The sequence below is a fragment of the Dyadobacter chenhuakuii genome, assembly GCF_023821985.2.
In the GTDB taxonomy this organism is placed as follows: domain Bacteria; phylum Bacteroidota; class Bacteroidia; order Cytophagales; family Spirosomataceae; genus Dyadobacter; species Dyadobacter chenhuakuii.
Genome location: NZ_CP098805.1, coordinates 4,426,346 through 4,448,948 on the forward strand (window position 1 = coordinate 4,426,346; position 22,603 = coordinate 4,448,948).

General features: G+C 44.2%; 23 protein-coding genes. 14 read left to right on the forward strand and 9 right to left on the reverse strand.

The annotated features are described in order from the left end of the window. Positions 1-168: 168 nt before the first annotated feature. The 7 genes from NFI80_RS18390 to nadD all read left to right on the forward strand — a co-directional run bounded on the left by NFI80_RS18390 (position 169) and on the right by nadD (position 4,910). Positions 169-1,194, forward strand: a complete 1,026-nt coding sequence (locus NFI80_RS18390; protein ID WP_019946014.1) for a rod shape-determining protein — start codon at positions 169-171, stop codon at positions 1,192-1,194. 34 nt (positions 1,195-1,228) lie between these two features. Continuing rightward, entirely contained in the window at positions 1,229-2,068 is an 840-nt protein-coding gene (mreC, locus tag NFI80_RS18395) for a rod shape-determining protein MreC (protein WP_235165723.1), read from the forward strand. Beyond that, positions 2,065-2,568, forward strand: coding sequence for a hypothetical protein (locus NFI80_RS18400; RefSeq protein WP_026629636.1), 504 nt, complete (start codon positions 2,065-2,067; stop codon positions 2,566-2,568). The genes mreC and NFI80_RS18400 overlap by 4 nt, the downstream gene beginning before the upstream one ends. Positions 2,569-2,789: 221 nt before the next feature. Further along, the gene (locus NFI80_RS18405; RefSeq protein WP_035360656.1) at positions 2,790-3,389 is read left to right on the forward strand and encodes a sigma-70 family RNA polymerase sigma factor; all 600 of its coding nucleotides are present in this window, start codon (positions 2,790-2,792) and stop codon (positions 3,387-3,389) included. A gap of 84 nt (positions 3,390-3,473) precedes the next feature. Continuing rightward, positions 3,474-3,764, forward strand: coding sequence for a phosphohydrolase (locus tag NFI80_RS18410; protein WP_233794649.1), 291 nt, complete (start codon positions 3,474-3,476; stop codon positions 3,762-3,764). Between the two features lie 10 nt (positions 3,765-3,774). Next, entirely contained in the window at positions 3,775-4,341 is a 567-nt protein-coding gene (gmk, locus tag NFI80_RS18415) for a guanylate kinase (RefSeq protein WP_235165725.1), read from the forward strand. Beyond that, entirely contained in the window at positions 4,338-4,910 is a 573-nt protein-coding gene (gene nadD, locus NFI80_RS18420; protein ID WP_235165727.1) for a nicotinate (nicotinamide) nucleotide adenylyltransferase, read from the forward strand. Before gmk ends, nadD begins: the two co-directional genes overlap by 4 nt. Here nadD and NFI80_RS18425 read toward each other — a convergent pair whose 3' ends face one another. Continuing rightward, positions 4,911-5,303, reverse strand: coding sequence for a hypothetical protein (locus NFI80_RS18425; protein WP_235165732.1), 393 nt, complete (start codon positions 5,301-5,303; stop codon positions 4,911-4,913). Positions 5,304-5,408: 105 nt separating this feature from the next. Here NFI80_RS18425 and NFI80_RS18430 point away from each other — a divergent pair, with 105 nt between their 5' ends. After that, positions 5,409-5,843, forward strand: a complete 435-nt coding sequence (locus NFI80_RS18430) for a nuclear transport factor 2 family protein (protein WP_235165733.1) — start codon at positions 5,409-5,411, stop codon at positions 5,841-5,843. Positions 5,844-5,908: 65 nt separating this feature from the next. Here the strand turns inward: NFI80_RS18430 and NFI80_RS18435 are convergent, their stop codons facing one another. Further along, positions 5,909-6,838, reverse strand: coding sequence for a helix-turn-helix domain-containing protein (locus NFI80_RS18435; RefSeq protein ID WP_026629643.1), 930 nt, complete (start codon positions 6,836-6,838; stop codon positions 5,909-5,911). A 173-nt stretch (positions 6,839-7,011) separates the two neighbouring features. After that, positions 7,012-8,151: an acyl-CoA dehydrogenase gene (locus tag NFI80_RS18440; protein ID WP_235165756.1), complete on the reverse strand. Its 1,140-nt coding sequence runs from the start codon at positions 8,149-8,151 to the stop codon at positions 7,012-7,014. Between the two features lie 72 nt (positions 8,152-8,223). Between NFI80_RS18440 and NFI80_RS18445 the strand changes: the two genes are divergently transcribed. Both NFI80_RS18445 and NFI80_RS18450 read left to right on the forward strand, forming a co-directional pair. Then, on the forward strand, positions 8,224-9,492 hold the full coding sequence (locus NFI80_RS18445; RefSeq protein ID WP_235165735.1) for a hypothetical protein: 1,269 nt from the start codon (positions 8,224-8,226) through the stop codon (positions 9,490-9,492). After that, positions 9,489-10,748, forward strand: coding sequence for a hypothetical protein (locus NFI80_RS18450; protein WP_235165737.1), 1,260 nt, complete (start codon positions 9,489-9,491; stop codon positions 10,746-10,748). Before NFI80_RS18445 ends, NFI80_RS18450 begins: the two co-directional genes overlap by 4 nt. Positions 10,749-10,817: 69 nt before the next feature. Here the strand turns inward: NFI80_RS18450 and serS are convergent, their stop codons facing one another. The 5 genes from serS to glyA form a co-directional block, all read right to left on the reverse strand. Further along, positions 10,818-12,110, reverse strand: a complete 1,293-nt coding sequence (serS, locus tag NFI80_RS18455) for a serine--tRNA ligase (protein ID WP_235161898.1) — start codon at positions 12,108-12,110, stop codon at positions 10,818-10,820. A gap of 1 nt (position 12,111) precedes the next feature. After that, positions 12,112-13,470, reverse strand: coding sequence for an aspartate kinase (locus NFI80_RS18460; protein ID WP_235161899.1), 1,359 nt, complete (start codon positions 13,468-13,470; stop codon positions 12,112-12,114). 68 nt (positions 13,471-13,538) lie between these two features. Then, positions 13,539-14,045 carry a 6,7-dimethyl-8-ribityllumazine synthase gene (gene ribH / locus NFI80_RS18465; protein WP_235165739.1) on the reverse strand — a complete coding sequence of 169 codons (507 nt, stop codon included), beginning with the start codon at positions 14,043-14,045 and terminating at the stop codon, positions 13,539-13,541. 104 nt (positions 14,046-14,149) lie between these two features. Continuing rightward, positions 14,150-14,851 carry a tetratricopeptide repeat protein gene (locus tag NFI80_RS18470; protein ID WP_026629650.1) on the reverse strand — a complete coding sequence of 234 codons (702 nt, stop codon included), beginning with the start codon at positions 14,849-14,851 and terminating at the stop codon, positions 14,150-14,152. Between the two features lie 133 nt (positions 14,852-14,984). Beyond that, positions 14,985-16,289 (reverse strand): serine hydroxymethyltransferase, encoded by a 1,305-nt coding sequence (glyA, locus tag NFI80_RS18475; RefSeq protein ID WP_233794640.1) that lies wholly within the window; start codon positions 16,287-16,289, stop codon positions 14,985-14,987. A gap of 213 nt (positions 16,290-16,502) precedes the next feature. On the opposite strand from glyA, the gene nagB reads away from it, so the two are divergent. Beyond that, entirely contained in the window at positions 16,503-18,443 is a 1,941-nt protein-coding gene (gene nagB, locus NFI80_RS18480; RefSeq protein ID WP_026629652.1) for a glucosamine-6-phosphate deaminase, read from the forward strand. Between the two features lie 69 nt (positions 18,444-18,512). On the opposite strand, the gene NFI80_RS18485 is transcribed toward nagB, so the two are convergent. Continuing rightward, the gene (locus NFI80_RS18485; protein ID WP_169720018.1) at positions 18,513-18,677 is read right to left on the reverse strand and encodes a hypothetical protein; all 165 of its coding nucleotides are present in this window, start codon (positions 18,675-18,677) and stop codon (positions 18,513-18,515) included. Positions 18,678-18,917: 240 nt separating this feature from the next. Between NFI80_RS18485 and mutL the strand changes: the two genes are divergently transcribed. Genes mutL through NFI80_RS18500 form a run of 3 tightly spaced genes read left to right on the forward strand, consistent with a single transcriptional unit; the run spans position 18,918 to position 22,566 of the window. After that, positions 18,918-20,804, forward strand: coding sequence for a DNA mismatch repair endonuclease MutL (gene mutL, locus NFI80_RS18490; protein WP_235165743.1), 1,887 nt, complete (start codon positions 18,918-18,920; stop codon positions 20,802-20,804). Positions 20,805-20,859: 55 nt separating this feature from the next. Further along, on the forward strand, positions 20,860-21,645 hold the full coding sequence (locus NFI80_RS18495; protein ID WP_233794638.1) for a rhomboid family intramembrane serine protease: 786 nt from the start codon (positions 20,860-20,862) through the stop codon (positions 21,643-21,645). Between the two features lie 3 nt (positions 21,646-21,648). Continuing rightward, positions 21,649-22,566, forward strand: coding sequence for a rhomboid family intramembrane serine protease (locus NFI80_RS18500; RefSeq protein WP_235161902.1), 918 nt, complete (start codon positions 21,649-21,651; stop codon positions 22,564-22,566). The last annotated feature ends 37 nt before the right edge of the window (positions 22,567-22,603 follow it).

Below are 22,603 nucleotides of genomic sequence, written 5' to 3' on the forward strand. Positions count from 1 at the left end.
ACAAAGGTACACAGGTTTTGTAAATTCTATTCTACAAGGCCGCCTAACAGGCTTTTCTGAGGCCAAAACGGCCATTAGCCGAAATTTTTTAAATGCCTTTGTTTGTGGTTATTTATCTGTAATTTTGCCATCCTGAAATCAAAGTGAGCGAAAATTTTAAAAAAATATATGGGATTGTTTGATTTTTTGACGAGCGATATAGCGATCGATTTGGGGACTGCAAATACCCTGATCATCCATAAAGATACAGTAGTTGTTGACGAGCCTTCTATCATTGCCATGGACAAAACCACAGGCAAAGTTTTAGCCATCGGACACACAGCTATGCAAATGCATGAGAAGACCAACGAGAATATTAAAACGATCCGCCCACTTAAAGATGGTGTAATTGCTGACTTTACTGCTGCCGAAATGATGATCCGTGGTATGATCAAAATGATCGATACCGGCAGCCGTTTTTTTACACCTTCCCACCGCATGGTGGTTTGCATTCCTTCCGGGATTACAGAAGTTGAAAAACGTGCCGTAAAAGACTCATGCGAGCATGCAGGCGCGAAAGAAGTATATATGGTGCACGAGCCGATCGCAGCTGCTATCGGGATCGGCATTGACATTACTCAGCCGAATGGTGTGATGATCGTTGACATTGGCGGTGGAACTACGGAAATCGCGGTTATAGCGTTGTCAGGGATTGTTTGCGAGCAATCTGTTCGCATTGCAGGTGATGTATTTACGAGAGACATTGTTGATTATATGCGCCGCGAGCACAATCTTTTGATCGGTGAGCGCTCTGCGGAATTGATTAAAATGGCCATCGGATCCGCTTCTCCTGAACTCGAAATTCCATTGGACGATTATCAGATCCGCGGCCGTGACTTAATGACCGGGATTCCAAAGGAAATCCGTGTTACGTATAGTGAAATCGCTTATTCTCTCGATAAATCAATCTCTAAAATTGAGGAAGGTGTCATGAAGGCACTTGAAATTTCTCCTCCTGAACTTTCTGCGGATATTTTCAAGAATGGTATTTATCTGACAGGCGGCGGGGCGCTTATCCATGGCCTTGACCGACGCATTGCTCAGAAAACCAAGCTTCCCGTTCACATTGCGGATGATCCTTTAAAAGCCGTAGTGAAAGGAACAGGCGAAGTCCTTAAAAATCTTGAATTGTACAAGCCGGTACTGATTTCGTAGTATTGGATCGTTCACGATGTGAACACTTTAGCCCATGCTCCAACTCGTTGATTTCGTTGTCCGGAATCGTTTCTTTTTGGTATTTATTTTGCTGGAAGTTCTCAGTGTATGGTTAATCGTGCGCAGTAACACTTACTGGGGCGCAACTTATTTCAACACTTCGAATTATTATGTCGCCAAAACATTGGCTTTTTCTAATTCAGCAAAGGAATACACGAAACTGGACGAGGTGAACGCCGCATTAGCGAATGAAAATGCGCGGCTTCGTGCCACTGTTACGGCATTAACGCAGACAAAACCCATCGATTCTCCGGCTGGCTACGTTCCGGACTCATCATTTGCATCACGCTTCACATTTACCGTAGCGAAAGTGGTTGATAATGAGACCAACCAGACCAATAATGTGCTGACGATCGATAAGGGGAGCTCTGACGGGATCAAACCCGGGATGGGCGTTATTTCAGCAACCGGCGTAGTTGGGAAGGTCAGGTTTTGTTCAGAGAACTTTTCTGTGGTTACTTCCATCCTGCATTCGCAGTTCATGGTGTCGTCGAAGCTTGTCAGGAGCAAGGAAATTGGTTATGCCAAATGGCCAGGAAAGGATCCTAATTTCATTGATATGATCGATGTATCAAAGTATACGAAGATCTTCAAGGGGGACTCGGCGGTTACTTCGGATCAAAATTCTGTTTTTCCTCCCGGCATTATGGTGGGCAGGGTGGAAACGGTAAGTGTGCATCCCAATCAGACCTTTTACAACATTGTATTGCGGCTGGCAACCGATTTCAGGAACCTCTCTTATGTTTATGTGGTACAAAATCAACAACTTGGGGAGCAGGATAGTCTTAAATTACGTACGATAAATACCAAATGAGTTTACGAGAGGCAATACAATATTCCCTGATGATCCTGTTGTATCTGTTCCTGCAGATCTTCTTCATGCGGAATGTCGTGTTGTTCAACTACGCGTTCTGTTTTATATACATTGCCGGCGTATTGCTGCTTCCTGCTGATGTAGACAGAATGTATCTTTTGCTGATTGCTTTCGGCATTGGCTTTACCGTAGACGTGTTTTCCAACACATTCGGGATGCATGCTTCGGCCACCGTTTTGATCGCTTACCTGAGACCTTTCCTTATCCATTACCAGATGAAATCCCGCGGCGCGGAACGTGCAGAGGTGGGAATAAGGGCGCAAGGTCTGGGTGCATTTCTTGGTTATGTCTTACCACTCATCCTGCTACATCATTCCATGCTCTTTTTAATGGAGATCAATCATTTTGGAATGATCCTTTACACACTGATCCGCATAGGCGCCAGTGTGCTGTTTACTACCCTTCTAATCATACTCCTGGAACTTTTTTCCAAACGTTAATATGACATTTTGACACGAAACCTTCGTGGCTCGAAATTTGATGTTGATACATTAAATACGGCAGGAGGCAATTCAATTTGGAATATTTTAGGATGCGGTTCCCAGTTGATTTATTTTTTATCGTGAAAAGATGGCTGTTAAGTAGCTTCAATAAGCCATTCATCAAATTTTAATTTGTACGATTTGGAGCTGTTGTTAATCTTTGTAAATTCAGCATTCCTATGTTAGTTGCCATGTCAGAAACGCTCACGACTAATGAATACACGGATGACCTTCGTTATGAAGTTTTTAACCGTGAGTTCATGCCACACATTGACTCAATGTATAATTTCGCCTTTCGCCTTACTATGGACGAAGACGATGCAAATGACCTGGTTCAGGACACATATTTAAAGGCTTTCCGTTTTATTTCTTCTTTTGAACAAGGCACCAATGCAAAAGCATGGCTTTTCCGGATTCTCAAGAATAGTTTTATAAATGATTACCGCAAGAAAAGTAAGGAGCCTTCCAAAGTAGATTATCAGGAAGTCGAAACTACTTACAACTCTGAGGAAGCTTCTGATACAACTTACACGGTCGATCTTCGGGCGGATGCAGTTCAGGAATTAATAGGTGATGAGGTTGCAAATGCACTAAATGCACTGCCGGTGGACTTCCGGACGGTGATCATTTTATGTGATATTGAAGGGTTTACATACGAAGAAATGGCCAAGATCCTGGACATTCCGATCGGTACTGTAAGGTCCAGACTGCACCGCGCGCGTAACTTATTGAAAGAAAAATTAAAGAGTTACGCGAGCTCGATGGGATATGATTCATAGGTTGTGAAACTTTTTTTGTAACCTCTTCGGTTATAGGGTACAACTGTACATATATTCCATTATTCCTTATTTTTCATTTTAATAATGAATGCATCCCCTACCACGCCTTCAATTAGTGAAGAAGCGCAAAAACAACCCATGAAGCAGAAATGCGAGCATCATCTTGAATGCATGAAGGTAATTCAGGCTATTCTTGACGATGAAGCAACCGAGGCCGAGAAAGATCATTTTCGTGAAAACATGGATAAATGCTTGCCTTGCATCGAGTCTTACAGACTTGAAAAATGCATCAAAGAATCCCTTAATTTTAAGATCGAAAAGAAGCCTTGCCCCGAGAGCATTCTAAAGACAATTATTTCAAAAATAAACAGTTAATGCTGTTCGTGTGAAAGGTAAGCTTATCATATTTTCCGCTCCGTCCGGTTCCGGAAAGACTACAATAGTAAGGCATCTTCTTAAAAAATATCCCGACCTTCTGGCTTTCTCTGTCTCTGCATCTACAAGGGAACAGCGCGACCATGAGGTGAACGGAAAAGATTATTATTTCATCCCGAAAAAGGAATTTCGGGAGCGCATTGCCAACAACGAGTTTGCGGAGTGGGAAGAGGTTTATGCGGGAAATTATTACGGCACATTCAAAACGGAAATTGAGCGGCTTTGGAATGAGGGCAAACAGGTTTTGTTTGATGTAGATGTAAAGGGCGGTCTCAAATTGAAAGAAATTTACCGCCACAATGCATTGGCCGTTTTTGTAAAAGTCTCTTCCGAAGCCGAAATCATCCGCCGTCTCAGCGAACGCGGCACAGAAACCGAAAAATCACTGGAAACCCGCCTTGGAAAAGTCCGCTACGAGCTGAGCTTCGAAGATAAGTTTGATGTTGTGCTCGTGAATGATGATCTTGACGAAACACTCAAAAAAGCGGAAGCACTGGTTCTGGATTTTATTCAATGAAAATCGGACTCTTTTTCGGATCATTTAATCCTATACATGTCGGCCACCTGATCATTGCCAACACCATGGCAACATCCACCGATCTGGAGCAGGTTTGGTTTGTAGTAAGCCCGCAAAACCCATTCAAGAAAAACAGCAGCTTATTGCACGAATTTGACCGTTACGATCTTGTTCAGCGCGCCATTTCCGATAATGCTGCATTCCGGGCCACAGATGTGGAATTTCACATGCCCAGGCCCAGTTTCACCATTGACACATTGATCCGTTTGCAGGAAAAATTTCCGCAGCATGAATTCAGGCTGATCATGGGAGAAGACAATCTGGCGCAATTTCCAAACTGGAAAAACCACGATAAAATATTGGAATATACCGGCCTTTACGTATATCCACGCCCGAATTCAAAATCGCATGTATTTAACAATCATCCGGCTGTAAAATTCGTCGAAGCGCCTTTGCTGGACATATCTGCCACCTACATTCGCGCCAGTTTACAAAATGGCAGATCTATTCGTTATCTCGTTCCGGAGCCTGTGGAACAGCTTATTAAGATCAAAAAATTCTATCTCTGATCACAAAGGACGCGATTGGTAAGTAATCTCGCTCAACAATCCCACTGCATTGAATTTCAGGATCACTTTTGGCGCATTTGATTTTGCCTTAATGTCATCGCATTGCTCGCCTTTGGAAAGAAAATAAACGTAGAACTTCTGGTTTCTTTCGCCAAGTTGGTGAATGTCCGGACGGCCCAGTAAATCGCCTATATCGTCAGCAAATTTCCCTTTTAGCTGCGGTTCAATGGTTTTGAAATCCTTTTCCAGTCCTGCGCGCACATCATTGCAGCCGCCTCTGTCGCCGCGCCATTTTACAAGGTCCAGGCTTCCGAGCTTATCGGGTGGTGAAGAGCAGGCAGCAAAGCCCAAAAGCATTGCAAACATCAAATACCTGGAAATCAACTTATTCATTACACTATCCTGATTTTATTCCAAAACAAGGACGAATCTAATCATATAATTTCAGGAGGTGAATTTGTTTTGATACTTTTAGCGATACACCATACACGTCGCTGCATGAAAACATTTGCACTCATCATCCTGGGATTCGCTTTTCCCTTCCTATTAAAAGCCCAGACAACCCCTGTGCAGCCCCGGGACGGAATGGACTGCTCCAATCTGTTTTTCCAGGCATTGCTGGACGAAGATGCCAAAGCATTGGAAAGCCTCGTCTCAAATGATTTCAGCGTGGTGGGTTTGCAGGGACAGCCTATTGAAGGCCGCGCGTTGGTACAGGCAGTTTCCCAAGGCATGATCGTCGTGGAGTCGGGCATGCTTTCCGGTGCACGCACACGTACATACGGGGATGTAACGCTCGTGAACGGAATGTGGGATGTGCGCGCACGCATTGAAAACAATGGGTTCCAGGGAACGCTTTCCTATATGTCGGTTTGTGTGAAGTCCGGCGGGCGCTGGAAAGTGGTTGCTGTGCAGTTTACGCCGGTTCAGTGACTTAATAGCAAACAAGAAAGAGAACCGGTGTGGTTCTCTTTCTCATTTTATCAAATCTCTGATTACTATACGTTCATCAATGATTCACGGCGGCGCATTTTGCCGGCTGGAATCCCGAACATCATTTTAAAGCGACGACAGAAATAAGCGGTGTCTTTGTAACCCACATCCGAGCCGATCGCACGAATGCTTTTCTTGGATGTACGCAGCAAATCAACGGCTTTTTCCATGCGCTGATATTCGATATAATCCTGTGGGTTGATTCCGGTAAGCATTTTGAAATATTGTCCTACGTAATCTTCGGACACGTTCGCAACATTAGCCAAAACCTTATTAGAAAGATCGCCACCCAGATTATCCTTGATGTAAGCGAAAATATCGATCAAACGAGGATCTTTGAAATACGTGCTGTTTGTTACAAGTTGCTCAACAAACAATTTGTTTTTCAAGATGTAGCGAATGATCTCGATCACAACCTCTTCCGTCTTGATTTTGATGATACGGCCTTTTCCCGGTGTATCAAGCATATCTTCTGTCAGGATCTGGTTAATTGTGATCGCGATCTGATCGTCTCTTTTGATCAAAAACGGCGGAACGTCCAGAGAAGTGAAAAAGTTTACTGTATCAAAAACCTTGGCTTCAAAAGATATCAAACCAAATGAGTTAGGCAATTTTCCGATCAATGCCGGATCGTGGCCCGCCTCAATGTAATTATCACGGTTGGTCATGAACTCCTCATTCGAAACGGTCTTGGCAGTTTGCCCATTGCCATATGTCACCGTGGCATGCTTACCACCCGGAATGAAAAGCATATCGCCCTCCTCAACTCTTTGCGACTCTTCAGAACCAAAAGAAACCTCCCCGTCGTATAAAATTGTTAACGAATTCTGGACGTCGTAAAAGTTTTTGATGGTTATCGGTTGCAAAATTCTGATGTGACGCGCTTTCACAAACTTTACCCCCAGCGACTCAATAATCTTATTATAGTCTTCCATACTTGTTTATAATTAAGGGCCCTTTTGACCGTTGTTTCAAATTTTGTACAAATCTAATAAATTGTACAAAACTAATACAAGTATATATTGACAAAAAACTAAAAAAAAGTGATATTTCTGTATCATTTAAATCCAAGATTTCGAATAAATCGGCCAGGATGCCCTAAATCAAATTATTTCAGGAGCTCACGGGCGATTATAAGTTTTTGGATTTCAGAGGTACCCTCATAAATTTGGGTGATTTTTGCGTCGCGCATCAGGCGCTCAACATGATATTCTTTCACATAACCATAACCGCCATGAATCTGGACCGCTTCCGTAGTCAGCCACATGGCGGTTTCAGAGGCATATAGTTTCGCCATTGCCGAGGCTTGAATGTAATCTTTGCCTTCGTCTTTGAGCCGGGCTGCTTTATAAACAAGTAAGCGTGCTGCTTCGAGCCTGGTCGCCATTTCCGACAATTTGAATTGAATGGCCTGGTGCTCGCTGATCGGTTTGCCGAAAGTCTTTCTTTGTTTGGAATATTGAAGTGATAACTCAAACGCGCCTGCCGCAATGCCAAGTGCCTGCGCCGCAATGCCGATCCGGCCACCATTCAATGTGCTCATGGCAAACTTGAAGCCGAACCCATCTTCTCCAATTCTGTTTTCCTTAGGCACTTTCACGTCTGTAAAAAGCAACGACGTGGTGTCGGATGCCCTGATGCCCATTTTGTTTTCTTTTTTACCAACCACAAAACCTTCCAGTCCCTTCTCTACAATCAGCACATTGATTCCCTTATGTCCCTTTTCAGGATCGGTTTGCGCCATAACGAGGCAAATGTCCGAAGTGGCGCCGCTCGTGATCCAGTTTTTAGTGCCGTTCAATAAATAATAGTCGTCCATATCCACGGCGGTCGTGTGCTGGGAAGTGGCATCGGATCCCGCTTCCGGCTCCGACAAGCAGAATGCACCGATCATTTCGCCCGTGGCAAGCTTGGTGAGATATTTCGCTTTCTGTTCAGGCGATCCAAACATTTGCAGTCCCCAGCAAACCAGCGAATTGTTGACCGACATAATCACGCCTGCGGACGCATCCACCTTGGAAATTTCCTCCATAGCGATCACATAGGAAAGCGTGTCCATGCCTCCGCCGCCATATTCCGGCGAAACCATCATGCCCAGAAACCCCAGCTCGCCCATTTGCCGGAGGAGAACTTTGTCAAATTTTTGCTCATCATCCCGCTCAATGACGCCGGGGAATAAATGATTTACAGCAAAATCGCGGGCTGCTTCCTGAACGGCGACATGCTCTTCACTGAGGTTGAAATCCATTCCAAATAACTGTGCATGATATGGCATGACGTGATTATTTATGTTAAGTTTGCTCAAATTTTGCTGCAAAAAATGCCTGTTCTTACCGTTTTTTATACAAAACTCCTTCTTAACCTTCTGCTCACGTTTGGAATAATCTGGACGATCAGCAAGTCGGGGCTCTTCGCTAAATGGCAAAAAGAGAACGAAAAAGTGGTTTTAGGGATTGCTTTTGTTTTGCTTAGACTCATTCCCTGGATAGGCATTTTCCTGATCGTTAATGAAGATCCGAGAGGTGACATTCCTTTCTTTTTTTACAAAGCGGAAGCTGCAAAGGCAGGCGGCTTCGTGTATCGCGATTTCTGGTCTTACCATGCGCCGCTGTATGCTTACATTATAAGCATACCAGTCTGGATCTGGCATAATTCCCGTGCCATTGTGCTATTTATGGTCCTTATGGAAAGCTTTATACTCTGGCTTACTTACAGCACCTATAAAAGCCGGATTAACAATGCTTTACAACTGGCTGTCATTTATTATATGCTTCCTGCCGGGTTTATGTACATTCTCGTGGATGGACAGGAAGAGGTTTGGTTTTGGGGCGCTGCATTGATTATCTGGCGCTTTACCATTAAAAAACCCGTTAATTACGAAGTCGGCATCGGGCTGCTGTATGCTTTGGCGCTACTGACGATCAAGGTAACCTTTATTTTCTTATTGCCTGCACTTTTGCTGGTTGTCAAAAAACCAATCAAAATGCTTTTGGTAATGGCAGCGGTTGGGCTGCCGGCCGTTGGATTTCTTTACTGGCAGATCGGTGATCTGTTTTTAATGCCTATTCAGCATACGGAGCAGCTAATGACGCCTAATCTGTTTTCAATAACAAGACCATTTGTTGAGCTGTTTTATACGGTTGACGAGAAAAAATCAACCATGATCAACTGGATTGGGCTGTTGTTCACGGTTTTCGTTCCTGCATTTATGGCTTATAAAGCGCGGCATCGGCATATTAATGAAGTGCTTCCCGGCATTTTCATTGCCTGTTTTGTGTGTATGATGATTTTCCAGGCAAGTGCCATGGGTGCTTATCTGATCGCTTACCTGATGGCCGTTCTTTTTGAGATCATTGATGTCCGGAAAACATTCCACGTCGTGGTTTTACTGGCAGTGAACTGGCTTACGGTGGTGCAGCCGTTTGTTTGGGTTTATATCAAACAGCCTGCCTACACGTCTCTGGGCATGTTCAGCAACGTTTCCTACTTATTCGAATATTGCCTGCAAATCCTCAATGTGCTGTGCTTTTTCTGGATCCTGCGAGAAACTTACCGCAAAGTGGTTTCTGAAAAACTGACAACTGCATGAGCATCGTCCTGGCAAAACTAGGCATCAGCCTGATTTGTATCTTACTGGTTGGGATTGTTCTTTTCAAAAAGGATGCACTTACAAAATGGCTGGAAAATAAGTCTGTTAATGTAATGTTAGCCGCTGGCTGGGCTCTTTTCCGGCTTGCACCTTTCATATTAATCTATCTTATTGCCGGCCTCGAACCTACTTCCGACGTCAATGGCTTTTGGGACGAAGGCAGCAAAGCATCATTAGGGCAAATCGTTTACCGCGATTTCTGGTCGCCCTACTCGCCTCTTTATCCCTACTTTTTGGGCGCATTCCTGAAAATCTGGTATCATCCCAAAATGATCGTGTTAACCATGGCGATCATGGATGGCGTTGCGTTGTGGGCTTCTTACCATTTTTTCCGTCCGTTTCAATCGCGCGGCATTTTCCTTTTCAAATCGCTGCTTTATTATCTTTTACCGGGCGGGCTGGTGCTTTGCATTATCGGTGCTCAGGAAGATGTTTGGATGTGGCTGTTTGTGATCCTGGCTTATCTCGTGCGCGAGCGGACATTGCGGGTTGAATGGTATGCATTGGTCTTAGCATTGGGATTGCTGATGACGAAGGCCATTTTTGTGCTCATTCTGGTGCCGTTGTTTATTTTGGAAAAACATAAATTAAGGCTGGTTATTCCTATGGCCATTGTGGGCGTGATTTCGCTTGCTATTCTTTATCCGCTGGTGGGCTGGGAGTTTACCCAACCGCTGGACGAAGCCAAAACCTTGCGGGCGCCAAACATTCCGGCCATCATTAACCCCTGGTTTTTCAATCACATTGGTGTCGGCGAGAAGTTCTGGAACTGGATCGGGCTTGTGATTTCGGTTGGATTGGCTTGTCTGGCAGCATTAAGGCTTCAAAAAGCTGATTTTCGGGTCATGTTATCCCGCGTCTGGATTGTGCTTTATGCAACCATGATGATCGTCCAGCAAAGCGCTTACAGCAACTACATTTTCCTGTTTCTGATCCCGCTGGTTTTTTATGTAATTGATTGGAAAAGCCCGATGCAGGTTACATTATTGCTCATTTTCAATGTGCTGTGCGTGGTGCATCCTTCGTATTGGTGGCGGCTTGGTATGCCTTGCTATATGACGCCGTTTGATACATTTGCGTCGTTGGAACTGTTTGTCGATTACGCTATGCAGGTTTGCATTGTGTTGCTGACAGGTTATTTTATATGGCTAGCATTCCCCAAGAGAGAGGCGGCATTGTATCATTCAAAATCATAAGCTTCTTATACATTACAAAAAAGCCTTCACTATGAACGAAGGCTTTTTGCATTGGAAAGAATAGTAATGCTATTCTATCGTATCAAAACCGCAATAGGGTACCAGCGCGGCGGGGATTTTAACTGTTCCGTCGGCTTGCTGATTGTTTTCCAGCAATGCGGCTACAATGCGCGGCAATGCGAGTGCAGAGCCGTTTAATGTGTGCAGCAGCTGCGTTTTCTTGTCGGCAGTTTTATATCTCAATTTCAACCGGTTGGCCTGGTAAGTTTCGAAATTGGAAACAGAACTGCATTCCAGCCAGCGCTCCTGCCCGGCGGACCAGACTTCAAAGTCGTACGTAAGAGCCGATGTAAAGCCCATATCCCCTCCGCAAAGCCGCAGAATGCGGTAAGGCAATTCCAGCTTGGTCAAAAGACCTTTCACATGCTCCACCATTTCATCCAGTGCTTTATAAGAGTCTTCTGGCTTATTAATCTGCACAATTTCGACTTTATCAAACTGGTGCAAACGGTTCAAGCCCCGCACGTGTGCGCCCCAACTGCCCGCTTCCCTGCGGAAACAGGGTGTATAAGCAACATTCTTCACCGGAAGCTCGTTTTCCGCAACGATCACGTCGCGATACAGGTTGGTAACCGGCACTTCTGCTGTTGGAATCAGGTAAAGGTCGTCCTGCGCATCGTGATACATCTGGCCTTCCTTATCCGGCAACTGGCCCGTAGCAAAACCCGAATCTGCATTGACTACAATTGGCGGCTGCACTTCTGTGTAACCCGCCTTTCCGGCTTCGTCCAGGAAAAAAGCGATCATTGCTCTTTGGAGCCTGGCTGCTTTTCCTTTATAAACTGGAAATCCGGCACCTGAAATTTTGTTTCCTAATTTAAAATCAATAATCGGCGCCTGGTTTTTTCCAAGCTTTTCAATCAGCTCCCAATGGGGCAATGCGCCTTGTGGCAAAACGGGCTTTTCACCTGCTTCAAGCACATTCACATTGTCTTCGGCCGTTCTTCCTTCCGGCACGCTCTCATGCGGCAAATTAGGCAGCTTAACGAGCTCTTGAAGCAACCTGGCCTCAACTTCCTTATGCGATTCGTCCAATGACCTGGAACGCTCTTTCAATACTGCAGTTTCAGCTTTTGCAGCTTCCGCTTCGGCTGTTGCTCCGGCTTTCATGAGTCCACCGATTTCCTTGGCTTTTGCATTGGACTGGGCCAATGTCTCGTCCAGGTCCTGCTGTAGACCTCTGCGCTTTTTATCCAATTCTATAATCAGGTCCACAGCTTCTGCTGCGTCTTTGAAATGCTTTTTTGTTAATCCGGCGATTGTGAAGTCACGGTTTTCGCGGATGAAATTCGTTTGTAACATATCAGGGTGCTGTAAAAATGTCCTTCATTGCATCTTCGTAGTAAAACAGTCGCTCATTAAGCACATTCAATGCTTCTGCCTTGTATTTGGAATGGATGAGCAGCGATAAGTTATGTTCTGATGCACCATACGAAATCATTCGTATAGGAATGTTTTTCATCGCATCCAGCACTTTTAAAGCAATTCCTTCCTTGTCTGCACTGAAATTTCCTACAATACAAATGATATTCTGATCGCGATCATGTTCCTCCAAATCAGCAAATTCGCGAAGCTCCGCAGTGATCTGTTCCAGGTTTTCAGAATTGTCGATCGTCACTGAAACCGAGACTTCGGAAGTGGTGATCATGTCGACAGGTGTTTTGTATTTTTCAAAAATTTCAAACACCCTACGAAGGAAGCCGTAGGCATTCAGCATACGGGTCGAATGAATGTAAATCGCGGTAATGTTATCTTTTGCCGCAATTGCCTTAATGTCGCGGTCCGAAGTCTGGTTTGCGATCAATGTGCCGGGCGCTTCGGGCTGCATGGTGTTTTTCAACCTAACCGGAACACCACGAAGCTTCGCTGGCGTGATCGTGCTTGGGTGCAAAATCTTCGCTCCGAAATAAGCCAGTTCTGCCGCTTCTTCAAATGTCAGCTCGCGAATCGGGAAAGTTCTTTTTACAATGCGCGGATCATTATTATGCATTCCGTCAATGTCGGTCCAGATCTGGATTTCATCGGCACGGATCGCGCCACCAATAAGAGAAGCTGTGTAATCGGAGCCTCCCCTTTTCAGGTTATCCACTTCTTCTCGCGGGTTCCGGCAAATGAAACCCTGGGTAATGATGGTCTGCTTGTCTGTATATTGATTTAAAATCGTTACCAACTTATCTTCAATAGTTGCCAGTTCCGGCTCGCCGTCTGCATCGATGCGCATAAAATCAAGCGCAGGCAGCAATACTGAGTTTTCTCCTTTTTCTTCCAAATAAGCCTGGAACATTTTGGTGCTCAGGATTTCGCCTTCTGCAACCAGTTCCTTTTCCTGCTTAATGGTGAAAGGCTTGATGCCGATGAGCGACTTGATAAAGCCGAATTCCGTCTCCACAATGTTCGTTCCCTCTTCCAAACCCTGCTCTGTGGCGTACAACTCTTTGATAAAAAGCTGGTAATGTGCTTTCAAATCATCCATAAGTGAGTTTGCCTTGGCATCATCATAAGCTTTTGCAGCCTCACCGATGGCGATAAGCGCATTGGTAGAACCCGATAATGCGGACAAAACAACGATTTTACGATTTGGATCGCTGTTAAGAAGTTCGCGGATTGAATGCATGCGTTCCGGCTTTCCTACCGAAGTCCCGCCAAATTTCCAGACTTGCATATTTAATGATTGAATGAGAGAATGAGTGAATGATTTAAAAACTTAATGATCTAACGATCTATAATCCCTTAGTAAGCGCCCGCCGTGGCGATCTGATTGTATAAGCCCAGCATTTTAATCGCTGTGATTGCGGCTTCGTCGCCTTTGTTTCCGTGGACGCCGCCTGCGCGGTCCAGGGCTTGTTCCATATTATTGGGCGTCAGGACTCCGAAGATAATGGGCTTGCCTGATTTCAGACTTACATTGGTAATTCCTTGTGCCACAGCGTGATTAATATAATCGTTGTGCTTGGTTTCACCCTGGATCACTACGCCTAATGCGATCACTGCGTCAATGTCCCTGCGTTCTGCGAACCATTGTGCACCTAATGTGAGTTCAAAACTGCCCGGCACATTGCCTCTTTCAATGTTCTCCGGAGAAGCTCCGTTATTGATCAATGTTTGGTAAGCTCCTTCAAAAAGCTTCTCGGTCACCTCGGTATTCCATTCGGCAACGAGAATTCCAAACTTTTTTGAGCTAATGTCAGGCAGGCCTTCCGTTTTGAAAACACTTAAATTCTTATCAGCACTCGACATAATGAATCAGCAGATTATTGGATGTAAATGATTGATTGGGCAAATAAAAAAAGGATAAAACCTTTGTCGGCTTTATCCTTTTCAGAAACAGTAATGGTTAACCATTATTTGCCGACCTGTCCCTCTAATACTCCCATGTATTTCTTCGCGTTTACCACTTCCGAGGAAAGAGGAAACTCGTCGATAACACGTTTATATGTGGACACCGCGTCAGCAGGCTGGTTGGCTTTTTCTTGTGCGATAGCTAATTTCATTAAATAAACCGGCGTGAAATATTCGTTTTTCTCATAGTCGGCAGCCTTTTTGTAAAAAGAAATAGCCTCAGCAGGTTGATTTTTTTCAAGATATGCGTCGCCGATCAATGATTGTGCACGCGCGTGGACCAAAAGATCAGATGAGCTGAATGATTGAAGATGCTTGATCGCATCATCATATTTTCCTTGCTTTAATAATGCAACTCCGGCATAGAAATTCGCCAGGTTACTAGCGTCAGTTCCTTTATAAGAATCAGCGATAGACAAAAGTCCTTCATTGCCACCGCTTCCGTTTAATGCTTTTTGTAATGAGTCAGCTTCAAAATCGTAAACGACATTTGCAAGTGCATCCTGGGCCGTGCCTTCCTGACCATCGATGTAAAAACGATATCCGGCAAAAGCGACAACTGCTAGCACAACTGCCCCTGCTATCCCTAAAACTATCTTGCGATTTTTAATAAAAAAAACCTCCGCCTTATTGATCTGGCCAGCTAATGCTTCCGGAGTTTCAATAATTTCAAGCCCGGATTCGTCCGTGTTTTTCTTGCTCATATCAATTAATTCGATTTTGGAGTGCAAAGTTATGAAAACTAAACGAAATTTTATTGCTAAAAAACATCGGAATAAACAAAAAAAACAGCACATCGGATAACCGATGCGCTGTCGCTATTTGAAAAGCTAAATATCAGATATACAAAGGAAATTGTTTCATCCAGTTATTGATCTCACCTTTCACAGCAGCGATCTTAGCATCCTGATCGTGATTAACCAGCACAGTATCAATGAAATCCACAATGCGTTCCATATCAGTTTCGACCATTCCGCGCGTAGTTACCGCAGCAGTTCCAACACGGATACCTGATGTGATCATCGGTGATTTATCGTCAAAAGGCACCATGTTCTTATTAATGGTAATGTCTGCCTTGATCAATGTATTTTCTGCCAGTTTACCTGTTAAGCCTGGGTTCTGACCATTTTTCGTCCGAAGGTCGATCAGCATCAAATGGTTATCTGTTCCGCCGGAGATAATGCCGTAACCTTTATCTACAAATGCTTTGGCCATTGCCTGAGCATTCTTTTTCACCTGAACTGCGTAGTTATAGTAACCTTCGCTCAATGCTTCCCCGAATGCAATCGCCTTAGCAGCAATGATATGCTCCAAAGGTCCACCCTGTGTTCCAGGAAATACACCGGAATCCAAAAGCGAAGACATTGTGCGCAGCTGGCCTTTTGGCGTTTTGATACCAAATGGGTTTTCAAAATCATTACGCATCATGATCACACCACCGCGAGGGCCGCGAAGTGTTTTGTGCGTTGTGGTTGTTACAATGTGGCAATGATCAAACGGATCATTCAATAAACCTTTGGCGATCAAGCCGGCAGGGTGAGCAATATCCGCCATCAATAATGCACCAATCTGATCTGCGATTGAGCGCAAACGTGCGTAATCCCAGTCGCGGCTATATGCGGAAGCTCCGCAGATCAAAAGTTTTGGACGCTCTCTTACAGCCGTTTCCTCTACTTTATCCCAATCTATTAATCCTGTTTCGGCTTCTACACCGTAAAATATAGGCTGAAAATATTTACCTGAAATGTTAACCGGCGAGCCGTGCGTTAAGTGACCACCATGCGAAAGGTTAAAACCCATGATTTTATCGCCGGGATTCAGGCATGCAAGAAACACAGCTGTATTCGCCTGTGCGCCTGAATGCGGCTGAACGTTTGCCCAGGTTGCTCCAAAAAGCTCCTTCAAACGGTCAATTGCAATTTGTTCTATCTCATCAACAACCTCACAGCCACCATAGTAACGCTTACCTGGCAATCCTTCTGCATATTTGTTTGTCAACACGCTTCCAGCTGCTTCCATAACCTGCCTGGACGTGAAGTTCTCAGAGGCGATGAGCTCGATGCCAGATTCCTGACGATGTTTTTCTCTATTAATAAGATCAAAAATGGTGGTGTCACGTTCAACGCTTGTGAGTGTAGACATGGGTTGTATTGGGAAAATGGTGTGATGATTTCGTAGATTTGGGTGCAAAAATAAGAATATTTCTGGATGCGTTTATTTTTTAAATTATTTTAATAATATTCGTTTTGAGTTGTATTTTTGCTCTCCATTTCCTACCCTGTCTATTCATAAACTCTTATAAATAAATTCAAGCATAATATGAGCCAGCAATCGGTGAATTCACAAACAATTTTGATGCAAGCTTCCAATAACGGGAAGGGAACGCCCGGAACGATCGGACAGCCAATCACCTACGAAAAAATACCGACTCAAATTTTCGCCGATTCCAAAGAGGCTTCCAATGCAGTGGCAAAGGAAATTGCAGACTTGATCCGCCAGAAGCAGAAAGAGGGTAAGAAATGTGTTTTGGGCTTAGCGACTGGATCATCACCGAAAACGGTTTATGCAATTCTCGTGCGCATGCACCGGGAAGAGGGTTTGAGTTTTAAAAACGTAATCTCATTCAACCTGGATGAATATTACCAAATGGAACCGGAATCGATTTACAGTTACCACCGGTTCATGAAAGAGCAACTGTTTGATCATGTCGATATTCCGAAAGAAAACTATTTCCTTCCGGACGGCACCGTTCCTCCTGCATTGCTACGTGATTACTGCACATCTTATGAAAATAAAATAAATGCCGTAGGCGGCCTGGATTTCCAGCTTTTGGGGATCGGGGGAAATGGTCACATTGGTTTCAACGAACCAGGATCGCTGATTAATTCACGTACAAGGCTGATCACACTCGATCATTCTACGCGTGTGGCGGCCGGGATGGAATTTGGCGGGCTGCATAATGTTCCCCGTAAAGCGATCACATTGGGTGTTGCGCCGATTTTGAACGCGCGCCGCATTGTGCTGCTGGCCTGGGGTGAGAGAAAAGCTTCGGTGATCCGCGGAGCGGTGGAAGGACCTGTTACAGAGCTAAATCCGGCTTCGTATTTGCAGGCGCATCCGGACGTTTCTTTCGTTGTGGATGAAAGTGCTGCTTCTGAACTTACCCGCATTAAAACGCCTTGGGCAGTTGATTCGGTGGTTTGGGATAATAAAATGATCAAAAAGGCGATCACGCATTTATCCAGCTCGCTGAACAAGCCGATTCTTAAACTGACAGATAAAGATTACAATGATAATGGTATGAGCGATTTGCTGGCGCAATATGGTTCCGGCTATGAGATCAATATCAATGTATTTAATCAATTACAACATACTATTACCGGATGGCCGGGCGGTAAGCCAAATGCAGACGACACGCACCGTCCTGAAAGAGCGCAGCCATCTAAAAAACGCGTATTGATTTTCAGTCCGCACCCGGATGACGACATTATCTCCATGGGTGGAACATTCCAGCGATTGGTGGATCAGGGACATGAGGTGCATGTGGCTTATCAAACTTCCGGTAACATTGCCGTGGCCGATGATGAAGCATTGCGATTTATCGATTTCGTAGTTGACTTCAATAAAGGATTCGGAATCGACAGCCCGCAAGCGAATCAGATGTTCCTGGATGCGAAGGAGTTTTTGAAACATACAAAAGACAGCGAAATTGACACGCCTGAGATCAGGAAGGTGAAAGGATTGCTTCGTCAGGGTGAAGCCAAGGCAACTTGCCGTTTTGTTGGCATCCCTACAAGCCAGGCGCACTTCCTCAACATGCCTTTTTACGAAACAGGGACAGTTCAGAAAAAACCGATCGGTGAAGAGGACATTAAGATCATTGAAAACCTGATCGAAGAAATTAAGCCGCACCAAATTTATGCAGCCGGTGACTTCGCCGATCCGCACGGAACGCATAAAGTATGCTGGGACGCTATTGAAGCTGCATTACAGCGCTCGAAACATAAAAATTTCATGAAGGATTGCTGGGTATGGTTGTACCGCGGCGCATGGGCTGAATGGGATATTTATGAAATCGAAATGGCTGTTCCAATGAGCCCGGATCAGGTTTTGAAAAAACGTCAGGGAATTTTCAAACACCAGTCGCAAAAAGACGGCGTTGTGTTCCAGGGCGAAGATTCGAGGGAATTCTGGCAGCGGGCGGAAGAGCGTAACCGCGCTACCGCACACTTGTATGATGAGCTTGGCTTAGCGGAATACGAGGCGATGGAAGCTTTTGTGAGGTGGAAATTCTAAGATTTTAATATATAAAGTAAAAGCCCGATGTGAGAACACCGGGCTTTTACTTTATATATCTTTTTGCATTTATAATTCCATATCCATCCACATTCGCTGGGCCATTTTTTCGACCATTTTCACAACGCCTTCGATGGCGCCGAAGATTATGCAGAGCGGCAGAATAATTGGCAAAAATATGAGCCACTGCAATGCCATCGTAAAGTTAAATCGTTTTGAAATTGGCGTTTTCATATCAGGTTCAGGTTATTAACATAGGAGTTTGATATCCCAAGTTAGCGTTTTTATTTATTGCCAACAAAGTAATTCTCCAAAAACGTTCGAAAAATGTAGAAAATTTTTATAAACAATGTAATTATTCTATTGTAGATTCTACTAAAAGCAAGTGCTACAAGGTTGCTACCCGCCGAAATTGAACCCGCTCTTAAAAAATTTTTGTTTATTTGTTATAGTTAAATAAATCAAAATTCAGACATGCCGTCTTCCGACATCATACAATTATTACCAGATTCCATAGCCAATCAAATTGCCGCCGGCGAGGTTGTTCAGCGACCTGCATCGGTGGTGAAGGAGCTTATGGAAAATGCAATTGATGCGAAGGCGAGCCATGTACAGGTTATTTTGAAAGAAGCTGGCAGAACATTGATCCAGATCATCGACGACGGCTCCGGAATGTCTGAAACAGATGCCCGTATGAGCTTTGAGCGGCATGCTACTTCGAAGATACGGCAGTCGGAAGATTTGTTCAGGATCCGAACAATGGGCTTCCGGGGCGAGGCGCTTGCTTCCATTGCCGCTATTGCACAGGTCGAGCTCAGGACACGTCAGGAATTTGATGAGCTGGGCACAATGATCCGGATCGACGGTTCGGAGATTAAGGCGCAGGAAGCAGTTGCTTGTCTGAAAGGCACCAATCTTTCGGTTAAGAACCTGTTTTTCAACGTTCCTGCACGACGCAATTTCCTGAAATCCAATTCGGTTGAAATGCGTCATGTCCTGGATGAATTTCAGCGCGTCGCGCTCGCACACCCGCAGGTTGCCTTTACATTACATCATAATGATACGGAGGTTTTCAACCTGCAATCGGGCAAGCTGGTTAAGAGAATTGTTGACATTTACGGGAAGAGTTATCGAGAGCAACTTGCTTTTTGTCAGGAAGATACGTCCTACATCAGCGTTCGGGGATACATTGGCAAGCCTGAATTTGCCAGAAAAACACGCGGCGAGCAGTTCTTTTTTGTAAACGACCGCTATGTGAAGCATAGTTACATGCACCATGCGGTTATCAGTGCATTTGACGGGACTATACCAGAAGGGAGCCATCCATTTTACGTCCTCTTCATTGAAATTGATCCTTCACACATTGATATAAACATTCATCCGACGAAAACGGAGATCAAATTTGATGATGAAAAGTCGGTGTATGCCATTGTAATGGCCGCCGTGAAGAAAGCTGTGGGCGTTTATAATTTATCTCAATCCATTGATTTTGATGATAACATTAATTTTCTGAACCCAACATCATCAGATCAAAACCATAATTTAATTCCAAGAACAGTAATGCCTGACTGGGCAGCGCAATCTAAAAAAGGCGAAAGCGGACAGTCCAGATCGAACCTTACTAATTGGAATAAACTCTTCGAAGGATTACAAAATACCGAAGACCGTAACCGTGAGCTGGCTGCATTTGAAACCAATGCAAGCACAGTTTCGAGGCCATCATTCCAGGAACAGCCAAAAACCATTGCCAGCAAGATCAACAGAATGGCCTCGGAGGTTATTTCTGCGCCGGAAAGCGATGCGGTGCTTTTTCAGCTTCATAACAGATACATTCTTTCCCAGGTCAAAGACGGCATTATGCTCATTGACCAGAAGGCGGCTTATGAAAGGATCCTCTACGAACGATATCGTAAGATGCTTACAAATCGGAATGGTGCGTGTCAACAGTTGCTTTTTCCGAAAACGATCAGGCTGACGCATTCGGATATGCAGCTTGTGAATGAGACGAAAAAGGAGATCAGGAGCCTGGGTTTTGAATTTGATGAGTTTGGATCCAATGAACTGATCATTCGGGGAATTCCGGCGGATTTACCGGAGGAGAGTGAGCAAGATCTTTTTGAAGAGCTGATCGAGCAACTTAAACAAAGCTACTCCGACCTTAAACTGAATAAACCCGAAAGCCTTTCGCGCTCACTGGCCAGACGCTTTTCTGTTCGTTATGCAGTAAAACTTTCGTTTGTAGAAATCCACACTTTAATTGACCAGCTTTTTGCATCCACGGACCCCAACAGAACGCCTAGCGGAGAAGCAATCATCGTGTTGCTCACAATGGACAAACTTACCAGTATATTTAAAGCCTGACGAACAAAAATATAGGGTCATCAGTTATTGAATAAATCTTGATTAAACACAAAATATGTTATCCATAACCCCTACTGTCAAGAATTTACTTATTCTCAATATTCTCTTTTTCGTAGTTGATTCCTACATTTTTAATCTTACCAATGTCTTTGCGCTGCGGTCTGTGTTTTCCCCTGCGTTTCTGCCGTTTCAGTTTGTAACGTACATGTTCTTGCATGGGAGCTTTGGGCATTTGTTCAGTAATATGTTCGGGTTATTTATGTTCGGACCATTGCTTGAGCGAGGCTGGGGGCCAAAGAAATTTTTGTTCTTTTACTTTTTTACGGGCATAGGGGCAGGAATGCTGTTCTCCGGGATTGATTATTTTGAAAACAGTCAGGTTAGGCAGGCTGTTGAAATATTTACTCAAAATCCGACGCCGGATGGACTCGTGGATTTTATGAGTAAACATGCTGAAAGAATTTACGAAGCCAACCTTGATTTTTTAAATAAGTTTGAAGAAAATCCAACAAATTCTGGCTACATTCAACAAAGTGTAGCGTTCGTAAATAGTTATTATCAAAGTTTGATCAATACGCCGCTGGTTGGTGCTTCGGGAGCAATTTTCGGCATCCTAATGGCGTTTGGTTTATTGTTTCCGAATACTGAGCTTTTCCTCCTTTTTGTTCCGTTTCCGATTAAGGCTAAATATTTTGTCGCTTTTTACGGGTTGTACGAATTATACGCTGGATTTCAGAATGCTCAGTCAGACAATGTCGCGCATTTTGCGCACATCGGAGGAATGCTATTTGCCTATATATTATTGCGTTACTGGAATACGCAAAGAACAAATTTCTATTGAGAGATGAGCAATATTGTTGATGACGTAAAGAGGGAGTTTGCCAAATCAGAGAATGCACTTGTAAAGATAATCCTTGTTAATGTCGCGGTCTTCCTGACTTTGCTGCTATTAAAGATTATTCTGACTCTTTCTCAATCCGCAAATGTTTACACTGCGGTGATTAATACGCTGCAACTTCCCGCAGCAACCGATGAGTTTTTGTACAGGCCCTGGACGCTGATCACTTATTTTTTCACACACGATGATATTTTCCATATCCTCTTCAATATGCTGTTCCTCTATTGGTTTGGAAAGCTTATTGATGAGTATTTGGGTGCAAAGCGTGTTATAGCGCTGTATATGCTTGGCGGGATAGCAGGCGGGCTGATTTACATTGTCCTTTACAATGCATTACCTTACTTCCAGGCGCACGTAGAGGGATCGAGAATGCTTGGCGCTTCGGCAGCAGCATTTTCCGTGGCAGTAGGTGCTTCTACTTTACTTCCCAACTACACCTTCAACCTTATATTCTTAGGTCCGATCAGGATTAAATTTATTGCCCTTTTTTACATTATCCTTTCTCTTGCGCAAACCGTTGGCCCTAACGCCGGAGGAAATTTAGCGCATTTGGGAGGTGCTTTTGTGGGATATGTTTTTATAAAATTATTACAAAGTGGAACAGACCTTGGCAAGCCATTATATGCTGTGATGAATGTATGGTCCAGATTATTCCGCAAACGTCCTTCTATGCAGGTTACTTACCGCGAAAGACAAGTTTACCGAAGCACAAGTGTTTACTCCTCAGCATCGTCATCCGGAACGATTGAAATGCCTGATCAAACGGAAATTGATTCCATACTGGATAAAATTTCAAAATCGGGCTATGAAAGTTTGACGAGAGAAGAAAAGCAAAAGCTGTTCAAGGCAAGCCAGCAAAAATAAAGTCGGACTTAATGTCCTTATTTGCTTAATTTTGTCT